Source organism: Nostoc sp. NMS4 (genome assembly GCF_017115095.1).
Classification (GTDB): Bacteria; Cyanobacteriota; Cyanobacteriia; order Cyanobacteriales; family Nostocaceae; genus Nostoc.
Genome location: NZ_JABXKI010000280.1, coordinates 21,968 through 41,771, shown reverse-complemented (window position 1 = coordinate 41,771; position 19,804 = coordinate 21,968). Strand labels below are relative to the sequence as shown.

The window sequence follows — 19,804 nt, the reverse complement described above, 5'->3', positions numbered from 1 at the left end:
TGGAGGGAATGTCAGACTTTCTAAGTACTACGAAGTCCTGGAGGCTATTCCCGATGAATTGGGAAGCTCCGTCCGTCTTACGGCGGAGTAGTTCACCCACCCCCGTCTTCCAGATGTTCCCTACTTGATCAGCTTAACGCGGGCTGGGTCTGGAGTAATCGACGTGTGGCCTGTGAAGTTACAAGATACTCTCCCAACGATACCCGTTCCCCTCCGCGAAGGCGACCCCGATGCTGTACTGGAGTTGCAAGCCGTGCTGAATGATATCTATGACGAAGCTGGGTATGATTTATCGATAGACTACACCCAACTTCCACCTCCACCAGTATTGAGTGATACGGATACAGAGTGGATGTACAAACGGTTGGGAAAATCTTCTATAGGCTAGTGAAGTACCCACTCATTCCGCTACGCTTCACTTCGTTTCGTATGGGGTCTTCCTGCCAAGATTGATAAATCTGACCAACAATATATAGTTGCTCATTGAATCATTAAGAAACAGCTTTCATACCACTCAAATCGCTATCTAAATGTGATTCTCGACGTATATTCATTAATCTTTGCTTGTAAAAATCATCCATTTTGGCAACAAACTTGCCATTTACAAGCTTAATCCCTAATACATCAAGTCCGTTGGCAAAATCTAGGAAGCTAGCATTGTGATAATTCTTATCTTCAAAAGATTTAATTTCTTCTTCAGTCCGCTGACAAAATGCTGCTAATTCTTTCTGAGTCAGCTTCATTGCTATCCTGGCTTTAATTAATAAGTCGGGTAAATAATCAAGATTTTCTATTGATAGCACAATTGGTTGCTCAGGGTCATGAGCAATTAATGCTTCATATTCCGTTATTTCATCCAATAATTTCTGCCGCAACGCATCGTTAGAATCTTGAATTAACTGCCAGCCATCCGGGTCTTTTAATCGCTTTTCTTCATTCGCCCTTAAAGTCAGGTTAGCTTCAGCAAATTTTTCTGCCCATTCTTTGGAATATGCCAGTTGTTTATCATTTTTAATCATGGCTCCCACTCCAATAAGTTAATAGCTACAATACCCTTACGATTTTGTTTTCTATCGCGCTGAAAAAACTCTATTGATATTGTAGACTCATCCACGGGTTGGTCGGATGGATAAATTTCCCCTCGATACCTGGCTTTCTGTGCTGTACTGTCATAAAACTTTAATATTAGCGGTGCATTTTGTCTGAGGTAGTCTATATCAACATCATCCCTATCCCAGCAACAATCAAAATCTCGCGGCTTCGGTTCGTTTGTTACGAATGAGCCATTAATATAAAAAGTTCTGCATCCAGCAGTTTTTAATTCTGCCATTACCGCTTCTATCCCTTGAATCATTTGCATTCGTTTATCTGTATATCCAAACCTCTCTTTAAACTCTTTCCAACCGCCAAAATGTATCCCTGGTGGTAGATTACCGTTTTCATCAAACTCAGGAATCATTATTTAATAAATAGCACCAATTTTACTGATTTTAAAATCATATCACTTAAGCAAATAGATACAGCGTATTTTAAATAAACTGAAGTCCAAAAAAATCGTGTCAAAGCATGGTATCAAGCCTGTTTTACATTAAAATTATGACTCTTAATCGTGACGTATTTGCTGATTATAAAGCTAGTTTGGGCTACATTTGGGCTTAATTTTTGTCTAAGTCCCGTTAACTGTTAACTGTTAACTGCCTCATTCCCCAATAAATCTAATTAATTAACAATTCTGGTGCTACCAATCCTTTTTGGATCGCTAAGACTGCGGCTTGAGTGCGATCGCGTACTTCTAGTTTTTGTAAAATAGCATGAACATGAACCCGCACTGTACCAGGGGCAATGTAGAGAATTTCAGCAATTTCTTGATTGCTTTTGCCAGCTGCTACCAGTGCTAAAATTTCTTGCTCCCGCTTCGTTAAAGGATTTTCTAAAAATTCTTCAGTTTTTGTAGACTCCACCGCCATCGAATTGCCCTCAAAAGCGGCTCTAATTTCAGTTGTTGCCGTTTGATCCCACCAAGAAGCGCCCGCAGCAACCGATCGCACTGCTAATATCAAAGACTCAGCCGGAATACCCTTAAGGCAGTAACCTTGCGCCCCGGCAGCAATTAACCGCGAAATCAGGGGTTTTTCAGAACGAGACGTTAAAACTAGAATTGGTAAATTTGGGTGCTTCTCCTTGATTTGGCGACAAGCCTCAATCCCGCCAATTCCCGGTAAACCTACATCCAGCAAGACCAAATCCAAGGGATAGCGATTTGCTAATTCTACAGCTTGCTCCCCATCTTCTGCTTCTGCGACAATCTCCAAACTGCTTTCTTGTTGCAACCGCATCCGTAAACCAAGCCGAAATAATTCATCATCTTCAACTAGTAAGATTTTTGTCATTTGTTATTTGTCATTTGTCATTGGTTAGGAAGCAGGGGGCAGGAGGCAAAAGTTATTTAATTTTTAATTTTTAATTTTTAATTTTTAATTGATTTCTCAACTCCCCGGTGGTGGACAAGCAGGGAGTCGGAAACCAAACAGTGCGCCGCGTGGTGAGCGATTCTCTGCCCAAATTGTACCCCCATGAGCAGTAATAATTTGCCTGGTCAAATAAAGCCCTAGTCCAGAGCCGGAGACGTGGCGATCGCTATTTCCTTGATAAAATCTCTCAAATAAGTGAGGTAACTCTTTTTCGGTAATGCCGGAACCTGTATCGAGTATTTTTACCACTTGATCGCTAGAATAACCTTCAAATACTACTTCCACTTTACCGCCACGAGGGGTATGGTTTATGCCATTACTCAGGAGATTGCTGAAGACTCGCCCAAGTTGCAAAGAATCGCCGTTTACCCAGAGAAAGCTGCGAAAATCTGATTCGCCATAGTGCAGAGAAATATAAACCTGGCGGGTTTTCGCTAGTTCAGTCAGGGTAGCGACGATCTCCTCTGCTATTGTCACCAAGTCAACTGGCGATTTCTGTAGTTTCAGCCCTTCGGCATCATTGCGGTATACATCTAAAAGTGTTTGCACTAATTGCAGTGTACTCTGATGACTACGAGCCATTGTTTGCAAGACTTTTGCTTGCATTGGCGTGATTTCACCAAATTGCTCATTTTGAAAATATTTCAGCGTTTCAATTGCTCCTAATAGGGGTGTTTTCAAATCATGCGTTAGGGTAGAAACAAAATCTTCACGCATAATCGCTAGTTGTTCTTGAGAGCGTAATTGTGCTTGAGTATAAGCGATCGCTTCTTCATTGCGGTGGTTGCGATCGCTTAACCAACCTGTTACCAACAAAGCCAATACTGCAATCAATCTATTTGCCAAGGTTGGCGAATTAATCATTTCTCCCCCAGGAACAAACAAATTCAACAATGTTAATCCGATAGCTGCAAGAGTGATCCCCAAAACTGCTCCCCGATTCAATCGAGAATCTGCTAATAAAATCGTCCCTGTGTAGAGATAGCCAAATACGTACTCAGGGGGTGTCAAATATTCCAGTACGATCACGATCGCAAAGGCGATCGCTATTAGACCATAAGTCTTTCCCCGCTCATTTATAGCTTCTTTCATAGTCAATAATCGACTTAACATCGTCATTTATGATTTCCTAAAAAATCGTGATTATTCAATCTGTATAACTATTTAATTCACCAATTATGAGCTATCTGCAATTTATCGAACAGAATTCAGGAGTCAGAATTCAGCATGAATTCTGAGCGAAAAAGCCGATAGCGCCGGCGGCAAGGGAGTCCGCGTACCCCTCCGGGGAAGCAAGCGGGAGCATTTAGCGTCTGTCTTCGACACGCTGTTCGCGTTCGTAGAGAGCGTCACGAGCGTCTTGATTCTGACTTCTGAATTCTTCTTCAAGATTTCTTTAAAAGTAGCAAACTGGGAAAATGTATTGTATAAACAAATAATCCTAAGTAGTGATACAGATGAATTAAAAGTTAAAATTAAATATTCTTAAGGAAAATTTTAATAAGTATCTGGAAAATAGTCAGAACTGAAAAATATTCAGGAGTTATCTTAGCCGTAGCGGGACTTGAGCCAGTACTGAGTAAAAAGTTATGAGTAAGAATTAGTATATTTCTTGGAATTGGCTTGCCACCACTTAAATTTAATTTAGCGCAAAATATTATGGGACAAGGTTTTTTGCAAATTGGCTTAACGCTGTGTATTGTCATAGCAATCACTCCATTATTCGGAAAATATATAGCGTCTGTCTTTTTGGGAGAAAGAACACTGCTTGATTTTTTAATGAACCCCATAGAGCGAAGTATGTTCGTACTTGCGGGTGTTCGGAGAAAAGATGACATGACGGGTTGGCAGTATATCCAGGCTATACTGTGTTGCAACACGATTATGGCTATTTCAGTATATTTTCTGATATATTTTCAGAGACTTTTACCCTGGAATCCCAACGGATTTGGTGCTACCAAATGGGATGTATTGCTGCATACAACGATTTCATTTGTAACAAATACCGACCAGCAGCACTATGCAGGTGAGACAACCTTAAGCTATTTTAGCCAGGTAGCGGCTTTAGGCTTTTTGATGTTCACCTCCGCAGCCACCGGGTTAGCCGTGGGAATTGCCTTTATTCGTGGATTGACGGGTAGAAGACTGGGAAACTTTTACGTCGATCTCGTCCGTGGAATTACGCGAATATTGCTGCCGATTTCGATTATTGGTGCGATCGCCTTGCTGATAGCAGGTGTACCACAAACCTTAGCTGGGACTATGGATGTGACAACCTTAGAAGGCGGGACGCAATATCTGGCCAGAGGCCCGGTGGCATCCTTTGAAGCAATCAAACTTTTGGGCGAGAACGGCGGCGGCTTTTTTAACGTCAACTCAGCTCACCCCTTTGAAAATCCCAATGGCGCTTCTAACTTGATAGAAATGCTCGCCATGATTTCTATCCCAGCCGCCTTGATTTACACCTACGGGATATTTGCCAACAACATCAAACAAGCTTGGCTACTTTTTTGGATGGTGTTTGTGATTTTTGTGATTCTAGTGGGAATTACAGCCGTGGGAGAACTGCAAGGTAATCCTCTGGTGAATACCGCCTTTGGATTAGAACAGCCCAATTTAGAGGGCAAAGAAGTTCGATTTGGTTGGTCACAAACGGCATTTTGGGCAGTGATGACTACCGCTACTATGTCTGGTGCTGTGAATGGGATGCATGATTCTTTAATGCCACAAGGAATATTTTCGACTCTCTTTAATTTATTTATCAAGGTTATCTGGGGTGGTCAGGGAATTGGAACAGCTTACTTATTTCTTTACTTAATTCTCACAGTCTTCCTAACTGGACTAATGGCAGGACGTACCCCAGAGTTTTTAGGACGCAAAATTGAAAAACGAGAAATCGTCCTCGCTAGCGTCGTGCTGTTGATTCACCCAATTCTAGTTTTGATTCCCAGTGCGATCGCTTTAGCTTATCCCATCTCCCTATCTGGAATTAGCAACCCTGGCTATCACGGTATTTCTCAAGTAGTTTATGAATATGCCTCAGCAGCAGCAAATAATGGTTCGGGCTTAGAGGGGTTGGGGGATAATACCCTGTGGTGGAACTTGAGTACTTTAGTTAGCTTAATCGGAGGACGCTACATTCCGATGATTGCCATCTTACTGCTAGCCGACGGGATGTCTCGCAAACAACAAGTAGAAGAAACCCCTGCTACTTTAAGAACTGATTCTCTAGTATTTACTAGTATCACGGCTGGAGTGACGCTGGTTTTGGGAGTATTGACTTTCTTTCCCGTTCTGGCTTTAGGCCCCATAGCTGAGGGTTTGAAACTAGCATCTGGCAGTTAGAAAAGTTATGAGTTATAAGTTTGAAATTAAGAAAATATCAAAAAATAATTCAGGAGGCAACAGGGAGGAGTAACCCAGACTTAAAAGTGTGAGATTGAAGCAAGAAAGGTTTATTTATATCTTGTACTACGTGTCTCGTACTTATTTTAATTTTTGAACTGGGTAATTACCCAGAACTAAAGTTTTCATTCATACTTTTTTCCTCCTGGCTCCTGCCTTATCTTATAAATTATCTGGTTTCGTAGGATGCGTTACTAACGCATCCTACAGGTTGGATATTTTTTTATTAGAAGTTCCTATAACTCCTAACTTATCACTGCTAACTTTATTTATGAATCAAGTGGCAACTAACTTCAAAGCTAGACGGCCAAGTTCTCGTTCTGGCGATCGCCGCCAAAGAAGTAAAAAGACCAGGGCAAATAACAAGTTGCTGTATTTAAGAGCAATTAGAGATGCTTTTGTCAAGCTCAACCCTAAGTATGCAATCAAAAATCCAGTAATATTTGTGGTTTGGGTAGGGACAATCATCATCCTATTGCTAACGATCGATCCCAACCTATTTGGCCCAGCCCTGCAAAAGAACCCGCAAGTTTTCAACGCCTTATTATCGGGGATTTTATTCTTTACAGTTTGGTTTGCCAATTTTGCCGAAGCAGTGGCAGAAGGACGGGGTAAAGCCCAAGCCGATGCCTTGCGGTTAACAAAGTTAGAGGCGATCGCTAAAAAACTTGCTGCCGATGGCACAATTAGTGAGGTTTCATCCACCAGCCTTAAACAGGGCGATACCATCTACGTCGTTGCTGGCGATATCATCCCCGCCGATGGTGAAGTAATCATGGGTGTTGCCTCAGTGGATGAATCGGCAATTACTGGGGAATCCGCACCAGTATTAAAAGAATCAGGCTCTGATATTTCCAGTTCTGTTACTGGTGGAACGCGGATTATCTCAGATGAACTAATTATCCGCATCACTACTGACCCAGGCAAAGGCTTTATTGACCGAATGATTGCCTTGGTAGAAGGGGCAGAACGTAGCAAAACACCCAATGAAATTGCCCTCACGGTATTGTTGGCAGTTCTCAGCTTAGTGTTTTTGTTAGTCGTAGTAACCTTACCTGCACTTGCTTACTATGTCAACAGTCCAGTCAGCGTCCCAATTTTAATTGCTCTATTAGTAGCGTTAATTCCTACCACCATTGGCGGCTTACTAAGTACTATCGGTATTGCTGGTATGGATCGAGTTGCCCAATTTAATGTTATTGCCACATCAGGACGAGCAATCGAAGCCTGTGGTGATGTCAACACTTTACTTCTTGATAAGACAGGTACAATCACCCTCGGCAACCGTCTGGCGGAAGAGTTTATTCCCCTCAACGGTCATTCAATGTCAGAAATTGCTAATGTTGCCTGGGCTGCTAGTGTTTTTGACAATACACCAGAAGGTAAATCTATTGTTCGACTGGCAGAAAAGTTGGGTGCGCGGTTTGATTTTGACTCCAGCCAAGCAGAAGGAGTGAGTTTTTCCGCCAAAACCCGGATGAGTGGCACGAACTTACCCGGTGGGTATGAAGCCAGAAAGGGAGCAGTAGAAGCCATTAAAGAATTTGTCCGTTTCCGCAACGGAGGTGATACACCAGAATTGGATGCTGCCTACGAACGAGTTTCTCGCCTGGGTGGTACACCTTTAGCAGTCAGCCTAGATAACGAAATCTATGGGATTATTTATCTCAAAGATATAGTTAAACCTGGTATCCGCGATCGCTTTGAGCAACTGCGACGGATAGGAGTGCGTACCATCATGCTAACTGGAGACAACCGAATAACTACCTCTGTGATTGCCAAAGAAGCTGGGGTTGATGACTTCATCGCCGAAGCCACACCAGAAGACAAAATCAGTATCATTGAACAGCAACAAGCCGCAGGTAAACTGGTCGCCATGACGGGAGATGGAACTAATGATGCTCCAGCATTAGCCCAAGCTAATGTCGGCGTGGCAATGAATACAGGAACGCAAGCTGCCAAAGAAGCCGCCAACATGGTCGATTTGGACTCCGATCCTACAAAGCTGCTCGATATCATTAGTATTGGTAAACAATTGTTGATTACTCGCGGGGCATTGACAACATTTTCCATCGCCAATGATATTGCTAAATACTTTGCAATTATCCCAGTGATATTTGTTGCTGCTAACCTGCAAAGCCTTAATATTATGAATTTAACTAGCCCTAAATCGGCTGTACTCTCAGCACTGATTTATAATGCTTTAATTATTCCCGCTTTGATTCCCTTGGCATTAAAGGGTGTGCGGTTTAGACCACTGACAGCTAATCAGTTACTCCAACGCAATATCTTAATTTACGGTTTAGGTGGGGTGATTGCGCCGTTTATTGCCATTAAGTTAATCGATGTACTGATTACATTTGTGGGCTTGGCTTAATGAGAGGCAGCAGCCCTCTCGTAATACATTCCCAGCCTGGAGGCTGGGAACGAGGCAACACAAGACTTTGGGCTTATCTTAGTGCCATTCATTCGTCCCTTACCTTGTGTACCTCGCCAACTTGAAATCTGCTGTAATAAAGATTTTTACTATACCCATTGCACAGGATTTAATTGATAGTAACGTTGCAATTGCTCATAAAGTGCCGGATGCTTGGACAGCAATTGGTGTGGTTTCTCAAAGAATGTCTCAGTCGCTACGGCAAAAAATTCTGCGGGATTCGTTGCGCCATAGCTATTCATTACTGTCTTTGCGCCTTGTAGAACATCATTACAAAGTTGCTGATATTCTTCTGTCATCACCTTCGCCCAAATAGCATAGTCTGAGTTGTGTTGCAGTATTGGAACTCCTTGAGCTTTACCATCTTCTTGATCTAACTGATGGGCAAATTCATGAAGCACAACGTTACGTCCATCTCTCCAGTTATTAGTGTCTTGTTTCACTTGTTCCCAAGATACTACTAATTGGTCATTTGTCCACGATTCCCCCAGTCTTGCTGTACGCCTTTCTTCAACAACATATTTCCCGACGGAAGTTGTTTCCTGAACAAAATAAGCGTTGGGATATACCAGAATTGAACGAAGTCTGGGGAAGTATTGTCCACGTTCATTGAGTAGGAGTAAACAGGCGACGGATGCAAGGGTTAGTTTCATTTCCTCTGTCACCTGTAATCCTCTACAGCCAATAAATTGCTTTTCTGCTAAGAACACTTGAATATGTCCCTGGAGTCGTCTGATTTCATCGGGAGAAAGACAGAGATAAATGGGAAGATTATTCTCAATAATGGCATTCCAAAGTGAGGGGAAAGGACGATGTTTAAGCCGATTTCTTCGCTTTTTGACTAAAATCGGATTGAGTAAAATCCCAGCAATAATCAGCCCAATTAGCAGGAAGAAAACTATTATTTTAATCATTGGCTTTTGAGCAGTTTACATATTTAATTCATTGGTAAGGAGAAAATTTAGAATAATTGTTATTGTTGTGGCTCACTAACTACTGCTTTGTCCCATTAGTTACGAGTGGTGAATCAGTTCGTAGTAAGGACTTTAGTCCTTATTTTTTAAGGGACTTCCAACAAAGAAATTATCCAATCTTGTGGGGTGGACATCTTGTCCGCCCGTAGCCAAGGGCGGACAAGATGTCCACCCCACAAAAAGTAGTTGAGTATTTTTTTATTTGGAGTTCCCTAAGCACTAAAGTGCTTACTACAAACCTTCAAAATTAACTTAGAAATTGTATGTACTAACGCTATTGGATCAAAATTATGCAAGATTGAACCTTGGTAGAAAGGCTTTTTTGAAGTCCTTGCTCAACTTTGACAATCAATTTGTCAAAAGCCTCTTGATTTGCAGTCAGTTGTTCTTGAAGAACTTTCTCTAACTCAGGCTTTATTTGCTCACACATATCCTCGATTTTTTTATCGCTCAAAAAATTAGAACGCATCCAACTAGGCACATTTACATTTGTCTTAATTACTTCTTGAACACTCTTACGATTTAGTTCCATTCCTGCCGCCATAAGTGAAGCCCCATATACTAGGGCAATAGGCCAGGTTAAATGTCCCGTTAATATTAGAGTGATGATGCTAGCCACAGCGCCTCCACCAATTACTACATTAACGATAAACGCTACTGTCTCAGCCAAAATAGCATCTCCAATTTGTAATTCTGGGTTAACAAAATTTGGGTCAATGCTATCCTCAAACCTTAAACTACTTCTAGGTATCTGAAACTTTCGACAAATTGGATCGGTTTGTGCAGCTAAATCAGGTTGTATTTTATTGTTAAACCAAGAAGCGCATTGATGATTAATTATCTGCACAGCGCGTTCGCTTTTGAGCCACTGTTCTGCCCGACCGATCAAAGCTGTTTCTAAATCTGCTAAAGTCCGTATTTTGTTTTTTTGCCAATCTTTTAAACCTGGTTTAACTGCGTTGACAATCAAGCCATCCGCTAAAGGCTTAGTTAGTGATTCGATTAACTCTGGAATATGCCTTTCAATCAAACCTTTAAGTTTGTTCGAGGTAAATAGTTTGTTCACTTCTTGTTTAAAAGCAGCAGCACGCAGATCCCATCTTCCTACTCGTGCTAAACCCATTGCAATGCAACGTTCCGGTTCTGGATCGGGGCGAAGCAGCGTTTCTGGTTCGGGAAACATTTCTTGACAAAGAACGTGTGTGAATTTCATGCGAGATGCACCGCCGGTCATTAGCACAAGTTTCGGCACAATTTCAAGTTTTTCTAGCTTTTCTTTCGCTTCCTTTAAAGAGTTGCGAAATGATTGAATCCAACTATAATGCTCCAGTTCTGGGAAAGGTTGATTTAAAATTTCCTCCATCATCAATTTATTGACTTGGGGAATAAAATAAATCTGTTCGTTAATCGACTCAAAGCCACGCGCAAAGGATTCAGAATCGCTGTATAGTTGTTCATTAGAAAAGTAATCTTCTTTAGCTTTGCGACAAGCAAGTTCACAACGAGCTTGGTGATGGGGATATTCTTTAAATACTTTTTCAAGTAATGTTTTTTGTTCGTGGTTGGCGAGAGTCCGAGCAAAAATAGCTTTGTCAATTATAGATGCACCTAAAGTATTACTCCCAAAATCTATCGGGATTTCTTCTAAACTTTTAACTAGAGTAAAATCTGTGGTTGAAGAACCAATATCGACAATTAGCACTGATGCAAGGAGTTTGTCATACTCCAACTTGCCGGCTTCTTTGGCTTGCATGAAAGCAGCCCGCGATTCGGGTACAACATTGAGTTGGGGAATACCAGCTTCTTGAAGTAGCTTTTGGTATTCTAAGCGATCGCTAACTGTCCATCCTGAAGGGCAACCAATGTAAAAATAGCTACCTTCCCCACCTGCAAGTTGTTTACTTTCTTGCAAAAGGCGGTAGTAAGTTGCCACAAAAGTGCTAATTGTTTCCCGATATTTGGGATCGTTGTTGGGTTTTTGTTTGAAAGAAATTGTCAGTTGGGTAACGCCAGCTTGAATTAACGCTTGTTCGCCGACAAGATAACCGAGTTTGGGATGCCAACCAAGGGCTGTAATTTGGTTCTTCTTGTTATTAATCTCCAACATCTGGGGAGGCTCGATGCTTTCCACGATCGCTTTAGCTACAGCCGTTTCACCGTGTCCCAAATCAAAACCGATTGTTTCTAAAATTTCCATACCCTTATTGTCTATTATTCTCTAGAAGAAGAATAAGCTGGCTCAATTACCCGACCGCGCCGAATTAAGCGATCGCCTTTTAACAAAGCCGGTGTGAGAGTCACGTGTTCTTTGGTATCAGGGTCGATACTTGGCTCAAAGTCAAAATATTTGCGATCGCTATTCGATCGGTAAATTTGAGCGTTAATTCCCTGAGACATTAAAATCTGCGGCAGAAGTTTCGCCAATTCATAAGCCATTTGGGGTTTATCAAGTTTGGATGCGCCCATTAGCCTTTGCAGAAAATTCAATAACTCTGGCAGTTCTTCTATTGCTATGTCGCCTTCATATCTATTTGATTCTTCTACTCTAGCCACTGCTAAGTCGATAGTGTTGAGAGCATCGCTAAGGCAATCTAGAAATACTTTGCTATCAACCCGAAGAATCTGTTGAGGTAATTCTAATAGCCCATCAGATATAGAATTATTTTGCTGATTGTTTAATTCAAGTTGAAGTACAATTTCTAGTCCGATAAGTAGCGAAGTTAATAAGATAGCCATCCACGCCCCTGGAGTGGTTTTAGTTAAGGAAAACAACGAGCCTAGTATGCCTATATAAACTAATCCCTGTAGTAGCTTTAGGATTAATCTGCTCGAAAAAAACTTTGTCCCAGGGTTAGTAATTTGCTTTTGCTCTGTTGGGGCAACTTGAAGATAGTTAGCCGCCGCCAGAGTTGCAATAGACTGCCGCAGCGTATCCAGAAAAAATGAAGCCAGACGAACTTGAGCCAAATTAAGCTTTTCAATATAAATTCTTTCGAGATGATCGAGTCGGTTTTGAACCAGTTTAACTATTTGCTCAATGCCGATTGTATTATCAATATCTGTCTGGAGTTGGTTGCGTTCTTCGCTAAAAAGTGAAGTAATTGTTTTCATTGCATTGACTAAGACTTTAACGTTATTAATTAGGAGTGAAATGAACACTTGTTTTTTCATTTCAGCCTGTAATCACATAATGACGGAATAATTCATAATTACTAATTATGAATTAGGTTGATTGCAAATTACTACCCATCCAAAGGAGGAGCAGAATGTTTATCTGCGTCATTGCAGACTACGGTACAGGAGATCCGGCATTTACTGAAGTCACACAACGTCTGCTGATGACTTTTGCCGATGCCCAAATTCATTTGCTTTCGGTTCCAGCATTCAGTACCTTAGCAACGGGATTCTGGATTGCCCAACTAGGACTTAACCCAGGCCCTAGCGATCGCTTAATTTATCACAACTGCGCGCCTCGTCAGGATGATCCTGAAGCCCGTCGAGACAATGAAGGTGAAGGATTAACTTATGCCCTTTTATCTAATGGTGTAAAAGTAGTGGGTGTAAATGCGGGCTATACCCTCTCCTTTATCAAAGATTATACAAAGGAGTTGCGAGTAGTCAACGTTTCTCGTGGGGGTTCGCAGTTTCGCTCACGGGATGTATTTCCTCCGGCGGCGGCTGCCATTATGAATGAAGATTTTAGCATTCTGGGAGATAGCCTCAAGAGTGAGCAAATCCCAGATGTTCCACCAGATCGCATTGCCTGGATTGATGGTTACGGTAATATCAAAACAACTATTGGGGCGCATACAGTTAACTTGGAGCCTGAAAGTAAGATTGCGATCCGAATTGGAGATGTGGTCAGCGATGCTGTGTATTCTGATGGCAGCTTCAAGGTATCTGAAGGGACTTTAGCCTTTGCTCCTGGTAGTTCCGGTTGGTCAAGAGGCAATTCGGGAGAACCATTGCGCTTTTTAGAGCTATTTTTGCGAGGAGGGAGTGCTTGGGAACGCTTTGGCCGTCCCCGTGTGAATCAGCAAGTAACTCAAGTTGCCTAAAATCGCTTAAGGCAGATTAACAATTCAAAATTCAAACATTTTAGACATTTCAGACGGGGATTTAAACCCCGACTGAAACTGATCGGAGGAACGAACCGCAAAGGCGCAAAGGACACATGAGGCTGGAGATGCCACCAGTTAGTTTTGATCATGGTAAAGACCATGTTGTAATTATTTTTGCAGTGAGTTTATTTGCAGCACTTAAAGGCATTCCAGCCACAGGTTTAGATACCACTACCTTTCGTAAAACTGGTGTTCAGGATTGTCAGCCCCATGTTGCCTATTACTTGAGAGAACGCGCCCAAATTATCCCAGCAGGTAGAGGAATTGTCAACCTCGATCGCTATCCTGCACTAGATTTAGTGATTGAAATTGCAAAAACATCTCTATTAGATGATTTAGGTACAAAGCGATCGCTCCATGAAGAATTGGGTATTGCTGAATACTGGGTAGTGGATGTTCAAAATGCCGAAATTATAGCTTATGCGATCGCAGATCAAGGCAGTAAACGTATTCAAGAATCACAGGTACTGCCTGGATTGGTAATTGCAATTTTAGAAGAAGCCTTACGCCGAAGTCGTGAAATAAGTCAATCTGAAGTTGGAACTTGGTTACTAAGCCAGTTTCAGTAAAAGGAGTATTGTTAACTAATAGGTTTTTCAAAAAGATATACATCATCTCGTTGATATTTCAAATTAAATTTTGACTGATTTCTCAAAATATTTACCAAGTTAGAAAGAGATTCTGAAGTTGCAGCCCAACCTGGATGGCGAACATTTAGCAAGACATAATGAAATTTATTTAATTCAGCAATATCTTCAGATGGATTATATTTAAAACTAATTAACTCTCTGTGGGTTAAATGCGGAGTAATTATATCTGTAGTCAGAACACTATCTTTAGGGTTAACTAAAGCGATCGCTTCTTTTGTGGCTGCCAAATTGTCTATATTATGGAGATATTTCGAGCTAAAGAAACCAAATTTACCGAAAACTACAAACCAAACTAAAGACCACAAAATAATTGCTTGTCTTTGTTTTAGCCATGCTTTACCTGCTGCTAGACTGGCAATTAAAACTAAAATCAGAAATGGAATTGCTGGTAGAGAGTAATGTAAAACTAGATTTTTTTGTGAAGGATGATCGGCAAGTAAATTTAGGGCTACACAAGGAATTATACTTATCAACGGCATGAGATATTGTGGTCTGAAACCCCAAACAACAGGTAATAATAAAAAAGATAAATATTCTAAATTGATAATTGAAAAAAGGTTATTAAAAATGATTTTTGGTTGAAAAATTAATATTTGTACCATTTCGGAAAATGAATTTCCTAAATAGCTATAGCGATAAAGATGACGGTTAAGTAAGGCGGCTTCAGTACCAAAATAAGGAATGATAATCCAGTTAGCAATTAAAAACCATATTATCCCACTAATAATTGCGATCGCACCATATAAACGTCGCTTTTCAAACAAGAGTAACCAAATCCCCATCGCCACTACAGTCAGTGACAATACAGCCTTACAACCTAATACCACAAGAATACTGACGCAAAACAAAGCTATTTTTCTCGATCTTGCAGCCAATACTGCTGTCAAAAGTGCCGGGACTGCGATCGTATCGGGGTGAAAATCACAGAGATTGCTGTTATATACCACCGGATACATTAGATATACAGCTACTATTGCGACTGCTAAATTTTCTTTTAAACCAGCTTGCAGCGCCAGATAATATGTAGGTAAAGCACCTAATGCTAAAGCAATAGACTGGACTGCAAACAGCCAATAAACACTAGGATAAATTTTGTACAATAAAGCCAAAGGATATAAAATCCAAGCAGCATGATCGGCTAAAATATGAAACCCAAGTACAGAAGAAACGGGCGGTTTTCCTTGACTAATTAAGTAAATACATTGGTCAAAAAATGCTAAATCTCCAGAGGAATTAAATAACTCGTGTCGCAAGCTGCTAGAGATAAATAAAATTAAGCTACTAATGCCGATAATTACTTTGATATTATTCATTTTTGGTAGTTTTTCTGTTATTCAAATTCTACTTATCCTGACTATTTTTTATTTAATATTAGAAGAAAATCCAGTTTTTAATTTCGGGTAAATCAGATCGCACTTTCGCACAACAAACCAGAGAGCAAAACCTAAAGGTATTGAAAATAACTGGATAAATATGGGAGTTCCCAAGTAACTAAATAATGATGCCATTTGCACAACTATAGCTACCCAAAAATATCGAGGAAAGTAAAAAGCAAAGATAATCGAAAGAATATCGGCAGGATAAAAATATCTTTGGTGCATTTTGGGCAAGATATACGGCATAAACAAAACTGAGATAGTAGCTAAGTGTATCAGTCTGTCTCGAGTAATTTCTAATCTACTTTTATAAACAATGTATGCTAATAAAATTATTGCCGATACAGTTAACGTTAAACCTATAGGAACAACAATATTATAAAAATTGTTAGGAATCCATTGATAAATATTAGGCGCACCTTTCGCCAATTCTTTGTATTTATTAGCTTGGCTAAAGTAGATTAATAGCAATTCCTGTATCGGTCTTCCCATCAACCAAGGTGGCAAAACTGCAATTATATATACTGCCGCAATTAATGGTAAATAATACCAATGAATCCTTTTTTTGAGCAAAAGAGCTAATAATAAAGGTGCTAAAAACATCGCTTGCAACTTAAAAGAAAGTCCCACGCCAAAACTGAGCAAGGCGGGAATTTCTTTTTGAATACACAAAAAGTAAATACAGGCAATCATCCCTGTTGTATAAATGCTGTCACATTGACCCCAAATGGCACTATTATATATAACAGTCGGACTCAAAATAATTGCCAAAAAAGCAAAGATTGGTTTATTACCCTCTGGATATTTTAATCTGACAATTTTGTAAGTTAAAAAGCCACAAAGAAAATCAACAGCCATCGCAAAAAGCTTGATTGCGAAAATTTTTGGTAATCCAGATAGCAGGGTAGCAGCAATTAAAAGCCAGTAGAGGTAGGGCGGTGTATAATCAGCAAAACTATATTTAAGAGCGCTAAATCCGCCATGAGATGCGATGAAATCATACCAAGGCGCTAAGAAAGATTTATAATCAGACGATTGATTAGGAACACAAACCAATCGGATTATTACCGCTAAGATAATTCCAATAGTTAAGTATCCAGAAACCGGGGATGGGAAAAAGTTTAATAACCTCTTAAATGGAGATTTCATTAATTGTAATAATGTCTGATCTGAAGTTTTCGTCATAAATTGTATCTGTTATTCAGAAATTATGAAATCATGTCAAATTATCTATTGTTTTAGCAAAGACGGCTTAACACTTTGCTGTAGAAGACTGGTTTAAGAAGCTGCTATGATGCCATATAAAGCAAGCTTTCGTGGGTATATCCTGGAGGTTTGAGATGATTATCCCGATTTTAGATATGCGTTTATTCCGAGAAAAAGAATGGTTATTTAGTCTACTGATAATATCTCTATTTTTATGGTTGATATTTTTGGGAAACTCCGCTTTACGAGATTGGGACGAAGGTACTGTGGCACTAGTTGCCCGTGAAATTTGGCGTGCGCCACTTGGTTCAATGCATTGGCTTTACCCAACATTGCAAGGAGAACCTTATTATAATAAGCCACCCCTGATACACTTGTTAATTGCTTGGACTTACTCGATCGGAGGTGTGAATGAGTGGACAACCCGTCTACCGAGTGCAATATTAACTGCTTTGGGAGTGCCTTTGCTTTACTTGGTGGGATGTTTGCTTTTTAACCAAAGTTTACCAGCTCTGTTTAGCGCTTTAGTTTACCTGACAATGTTGCCTGTGGTGCGTCACGGAAGGCTAGCAATGCTAGATGGTACAACTATTACCTTTTTCTTGCTGTTGTTGTTGTGTTTGCTCAAAGCACGCCAGAATCGCCGCTATGCTGTCGGTGTGGGATTCTGTCTAGGCTTGATCGCTCTCACGAAAGGGATGCTAGTTTTGCCGCTAGGAGCGATCGCTTGTTTATTCCTGATTGCCGATCGGCAGTTTGCTTTGTTAACAAGCCCCTATTTATTAGTAGGAATATTATTAGGAAATGCACCTGCGATCGCTTGGTTTGTTGCTCAATGGCAACATTATGGCGAAACTTTCTTACAAGTTAATTTTCAAACACAAACCTTTGCTCGCCTGACACAATCTGTTGAAGGTCATACTGGGCCTGCTTGGTACTATTTAATTGAGTTAATTAAGTATAGTTTCCCTTGGCTATTATTTTTACCAGCAGGTTTTTATCTAGCTTGGAAAAAACGCCAGACTTCTTGGGGTAGTTTAATTATTATTGGCACAATTTTTTACTTAGTAACTATCTCTTTAATGAGAACTAAACTCCCGTGGTATGTTATGCCTGTATATCCATTTTTAGCTTTGGCAATTGGTGCTAAACTTAGCCAAATTTGGCAGTACGGTCATTTTAAGGTACGAAGTTGGACAATATTTATAGCTATTATTGCTATTGCTGGTTTCGGAGGTTGTGTCTACTTTATTATTGCAAAAAAAGAGCCTATTTTAATAGTCATGAGTATTGTTTTGGCAATAAGTATGAGCATCGTATCATGGCTAATTAAAGAGCGCGATCGCAACTTTATTCCAGTGCTATTTTTTGGGATGTATTTAGTTTTAGCACTGTTGATGAGTTCGCAATCATGGATATGGGAATTAAAGGAAGCTTTTCCAGTTAAACCAGTAGCAGAATTAATTCGGGCAAATGTTTCACCAGGAACACAAATTTATACTTCTTTTGCTTATGGTCGTCCCAGTTTAGACTTTTACTGCGATTGTAAGGTAACTCCTGCAAATGTATCAACTTTACAACAAATGTTATCTAATAAATCTTATTTGCTGTTAGATAATGGGGCTTTACAGCAAATCAATTTAAGTGGTAGTAAAATTCTTGGAGAGGCTAAAGGATTTATACTGATTTCACCATTAAGTTAAAGATGCGTTAAACAATATTTAAGTATAAGAAAGGAAAACGAACCGCGTTCGCGCAGCGTCTCGTCAGAGAAGGACGCAAAGGACGCAAAGAAAGAAAGAAAGAAAGAAAGAAAGAAATGTTTTTATCTTAGTTAATTTAATTTATCTTTTAGGTACATACAGCAGATTTCAAGTTGGTGAGGTACAAAAGCTAAGTCTCAAAGGCAGGTATAAAGCGTGTTTTACTCCTGAATTCTGAATTCTGAATTCTGCTGTATTATTTAAAATTTAGCTTTGGATAAATCAGATCGCACTTTCGCACAACAAACCAGAGGGCAAAACCTAAAGGTATTGAAAATAACTGGATAAATATGGGAGTTCCCAAATAGCTAAAAAATGATGCCATTTGCACAACTATAGCTACCCAAAAATATTGAGGAAAGTAAAACGCAAAGATAATCGAAAGAATATCGGCAGGATAAAAATATCTTTCGTGCATTTTGGGTAGGATATATGGCATAAACAAAACTGAAATGGTGGCTAAGTGTATCAGTCTGTCTTGAGTAATTTTTAGCTTACTTTTATAAACAATATATGCCAATAAAAATATTGCCGATACAGTTAACGTTAAACCTATCGGGACAACAATATTATAAAAATTGTTAGGAATCCATTGATAAAGATTAGGCGCACCTTTAGCCAATTGCTTATATTTATTAGCTTGGTTAAAATATACTAACAACAATTCTTGTATCGGTCTTCCCATCAACCACGATGGCAAAACTAAAATTATATATACCGCCGGAATTAATGGTAAATAATACCAATGAATTCTCTTTTTGACTAAAAAAATTAATAATAAAGGTGCTAAAAACATCGCTTGCAACTTAAAAGAAAGTCCCACGCCAAAACTGAGCAAGGCGGGAATTTCTTTTTGAATACACAAAAAGTAAATACAGGCAATCATCCCTGTTGTATAAATGCTGTCACATTGACCCCAAATGGCACTATTATATATAACAGTCGGACTCAAAATAATTGCCAAAAAAGCAAAGATTGGTTTATTACCCTCTGGATATTTTAATTTGACAATTTTGTAAGTTAAAAAGCCACAAAGAAAATCAACAGTCATCGCAAAAAGCTTGATTGCGAAAATTTTCGGCAATCCCGACAGCAGGGTAGCAGCAATTAAAAGCCAGTAGAGGTAGGAGGGTGTGTAATCAGCAAAACTATATTTGAGAGCGCTCAACCCGCCATGAGATGCAATGAAATCATACCAACGCGCTAAAAAAAACTTGTAATCTACCGATTTATTTGGAACACAAAGCAATCGAATCACTACTGCTAATATAAGACCAATAGCCAAGTATCCAGAAACCGGGAATGGGAGAAACTTTAAGAACCTATTCAAGGGAGATTTCACTAATTTTAATAATGTTTTTTCGGAAGCTTTCGTCATAAATTGTATCAGTCCAGTTGGCG

16 protein-coding genes are annotated in these 19,804 nt (G+C 39.9%); 6 read left to right on the top strand and 10 right to left on the bottom strand.

Going from position 1 to position 19,804, the window contains the following annotated elements:
• The first annotated feature begins 124 nt into the window (after window positions 1-124).
• The gene (locus HWQ37_RS26370) at window positions 125-388 is read left to right on the top strand and encodes a DUF4058 family protein (RefSeq protein ID WP_292753033.1); all 264 of its coding nucleotides are present in this window, start codon (window positions 125-127) and stop codon (window positions 386-388) included.
• Between the two features lie 103 nt (window positions 389-491).
• Here HWQ37_RS26370 and HWQ37_RS26365 read toward each other — a convergent pair whose 3' ends face one another.
• The 4 genes from HWQ37_RS26365 to HWQ37_RS26350 form a co-directional block, all read right to left on the bottom strand.
• Window positions 492-1,019 carry a hypothetical protein gene (locus tag HWQ37_RS26365; protein WP_292753030.1) on the bottom strand — a complete coding sequence of 176 codons (528 nt, stop codon included), beginning with the start codon at window positions 1,017-1,019 and terminating at the stop codon, window positions 492-494.
• Window positions 1,016-1,459, bottom strand: a complete 444-nt coding sequence (locus HWQ37_RS26360; protein ID WP_292753027.1) for a DUF6932 family protein — start codon at window positions 1,457-1,459, stop codon at window positions 1,016-1,018. The genes HWQ37_RS26365 and HWQ37_RS26360 overlap by 4 nt, the downstream gene beginning before the upstream one ends.
• A 256-nt stretch (window positions 1,460-1,715) precedes the next feature.
• On the bottom strand, window positions 1,716-2,390 hold the full coding sequence (locus HWQ37_RS26355) for a response regulator (protein WP_292753024.1): 675 nt from the start codon (window positions 2,388-2,390) through the stop codon (window positions 1,716-1,718).
• A 96-nt stretch (window positions 2,391-2,486) separates the two neighbouring features.
• Window positions 2,487-3,584, bottom strand: coding sequence for a sensor histidine kinase (locus HWQ37_RS26350; protein WP_292753049.1), 1,098 nt, complete (start codon window positions 3,582-3,584; stop codon window positions 2,487-2,489).
• A gap of 546 nt (window positions 3,585-4,130) precedes the next feature.
• Between HWQ37_RS26350 and kdpA the strand changes: the two genes are divergently transcribed.
• Both kdpA and kdpB read left to right on the top strand, forming a co-directional pair.
• On the top strand, window positions 4,131-5,816 hold the full coding sequence (kdpA, locus tag HWQ37_RS26345; protein WP_292753021.1) for a potassium-transporting ATPase subunit KdpA: 1,686 nt from the start codon (window positions 4,131-4,133) through the stop codon (window positions 5,814-5,816).
• A gap of 331 nt (window positions 5,817-6,147) precedes the next feature.
• On the top strand, window positions 6,148-8,253 hold the full coding sequence (gene kdpB, locus HWQ37_RS26340; RefSeq protein ID WP_292753017.1) for a potassium-transporting ATPase subunit KdpB: 2,106 nt from the start codon (window positions 6,148-6,150) through the stop codon (window positions 8,251-8,253).
• Window positions 8,254-8,402: 149 nt separating this feature from the next.
• On the opposite strand, the gene HWQ37_RS26335 is transcribed toward kdpB, so the two are convergent.
• The 3 genes from HWQ37_RS26335 to HWQ37_RS26325 form a co-directional block, all read right to left on the bottom strand.
• Complete coding sequence (locus tag HWQ37_RS26335) at window positions 8,403-9,227, bottom strand: M90 family metallopeptidase (RefSeq protein WP_292753014.1); 825 nt, start codon at window positions 9,225-9,227, stop codon at window positions 8,403-8,405.
• Between the two features lie 334 nt (window positions 9,228-9,561).
• Window positions 9,562-11,484 (bottom strand): Hsp70 family protein, encoded by a 1,923-nt coding sequence (locus tag HWQ37_RS26330; RefSeq protein ID WP_292753011.1) that lies wholly within the window; start codon window positions 11,482-11,484, stop codon window positions 9,562-9,564.
• Window positions 11,485-11,498: 14 nt separating this feature from the next.
• The gene (locus tag HWQ37_RS26325; RefSeq protein WP_292753046.1) at window positions 11,499-12,398 is read right to left on the bottom strand and encodes a hypothetical protein; all 900 of its coding nucleotides are present in this window, start codon (window positions 12,396-12,398) and stop codon (window positions 11,499-11,501) included.
• A 155-nt stretch (window positions 12,399-12,553) separates the two neighbouring features.
• Between HWQ37_RS26325 and HWQ37_RS26320 the strand changes: the two genes are divergently transcribed.
• On the top strand, window positions 12,554-13,345 hold the full coding sequence (locus tag HWQ37_RS26320; RefSeq protein WP_292753008.1) for an SAM hydrolase/SAM-dependent halogenase family protein: 792 nt from the start codon (window positions 12,554-12,556) through the stop codon (window positions 13,343-13,345).
• 128 nt (window positions 13,346-13,473) lie between these two features.
• Window positions 13,474-13,977, top strand: a complete 504-nt coding sequence (locus tag HWQ37_RS26315) for a Uma2 family endonuclease (protein WP_292753005.1) — start codon at window positions 13,474-13,476, stop codon at window positions 13,975-13,977.
• 11 nt (window positions 13,978-13,988) lie between these two features.
• On the opposite strand, the gene HWQ37_RS26310 is transcribed toward HWQ37_RS26315, so the two are convergent.
• Both HWQ37_RS26310 and HWQ37_RS26305 read right to left on the bottom strand, forming a co-directional pair.
• A complete protein-coding gene (locus tag HWQ37_RS26310) occupies window positions 13,989-15,371 on the bottom strand; it encodes a DUF2079 domain-containing protein (protein WP_292753002.1) in 1,383 nt (460 codons plus the stop codon).
• A gap of 48 nt (window positions 15,372-15,419) precedes the next feature.
• Window positions 15,420-16,619, bottom strand: a complete 1,200-nt coding sequence (locus tag HWQ37_RS26305; protein ID WP_292753000.1) for a hypothetical protein — start codon at window positions 16,617-16,619, stop codon at window positions 15,420-15,422.
• A 176-nt stretch (window positions 16,620-16,795) separates the two neighbouring features.
• Between HWQ37_RS26305 and HWQ37_RS26300 the strand changes: the two genes are divergently transcribed.
• Window positions 16,796-18,343, top strand: a complete 1,548-nt coding sequence (locus HWQ37_RS26300; RefSeq protein WP_292753043.1) for an ArnT family glycosyltransferase — start codon at window positions 16,796-16,798, stop codon at window positions 18,341-18,343.
• Between the two features lie 256 nt (window positions 18,344-18,599).
• Here the strand turns inward: HWQ37_RS26300 and HWQ37_RS26295 are convergent, their stop codons facing one another.
• Entirely contained in the window at window positions 18,600-19,781 is a 1,182-nt protein-coding gene (locus HWQ37_RS26295; RefSeq protein ID WP_292752998.1) for a hypothetical protein, read from the bottom strand.
• Window positions 19,782-19,804 lie beyond the last annotated feature (23 nt).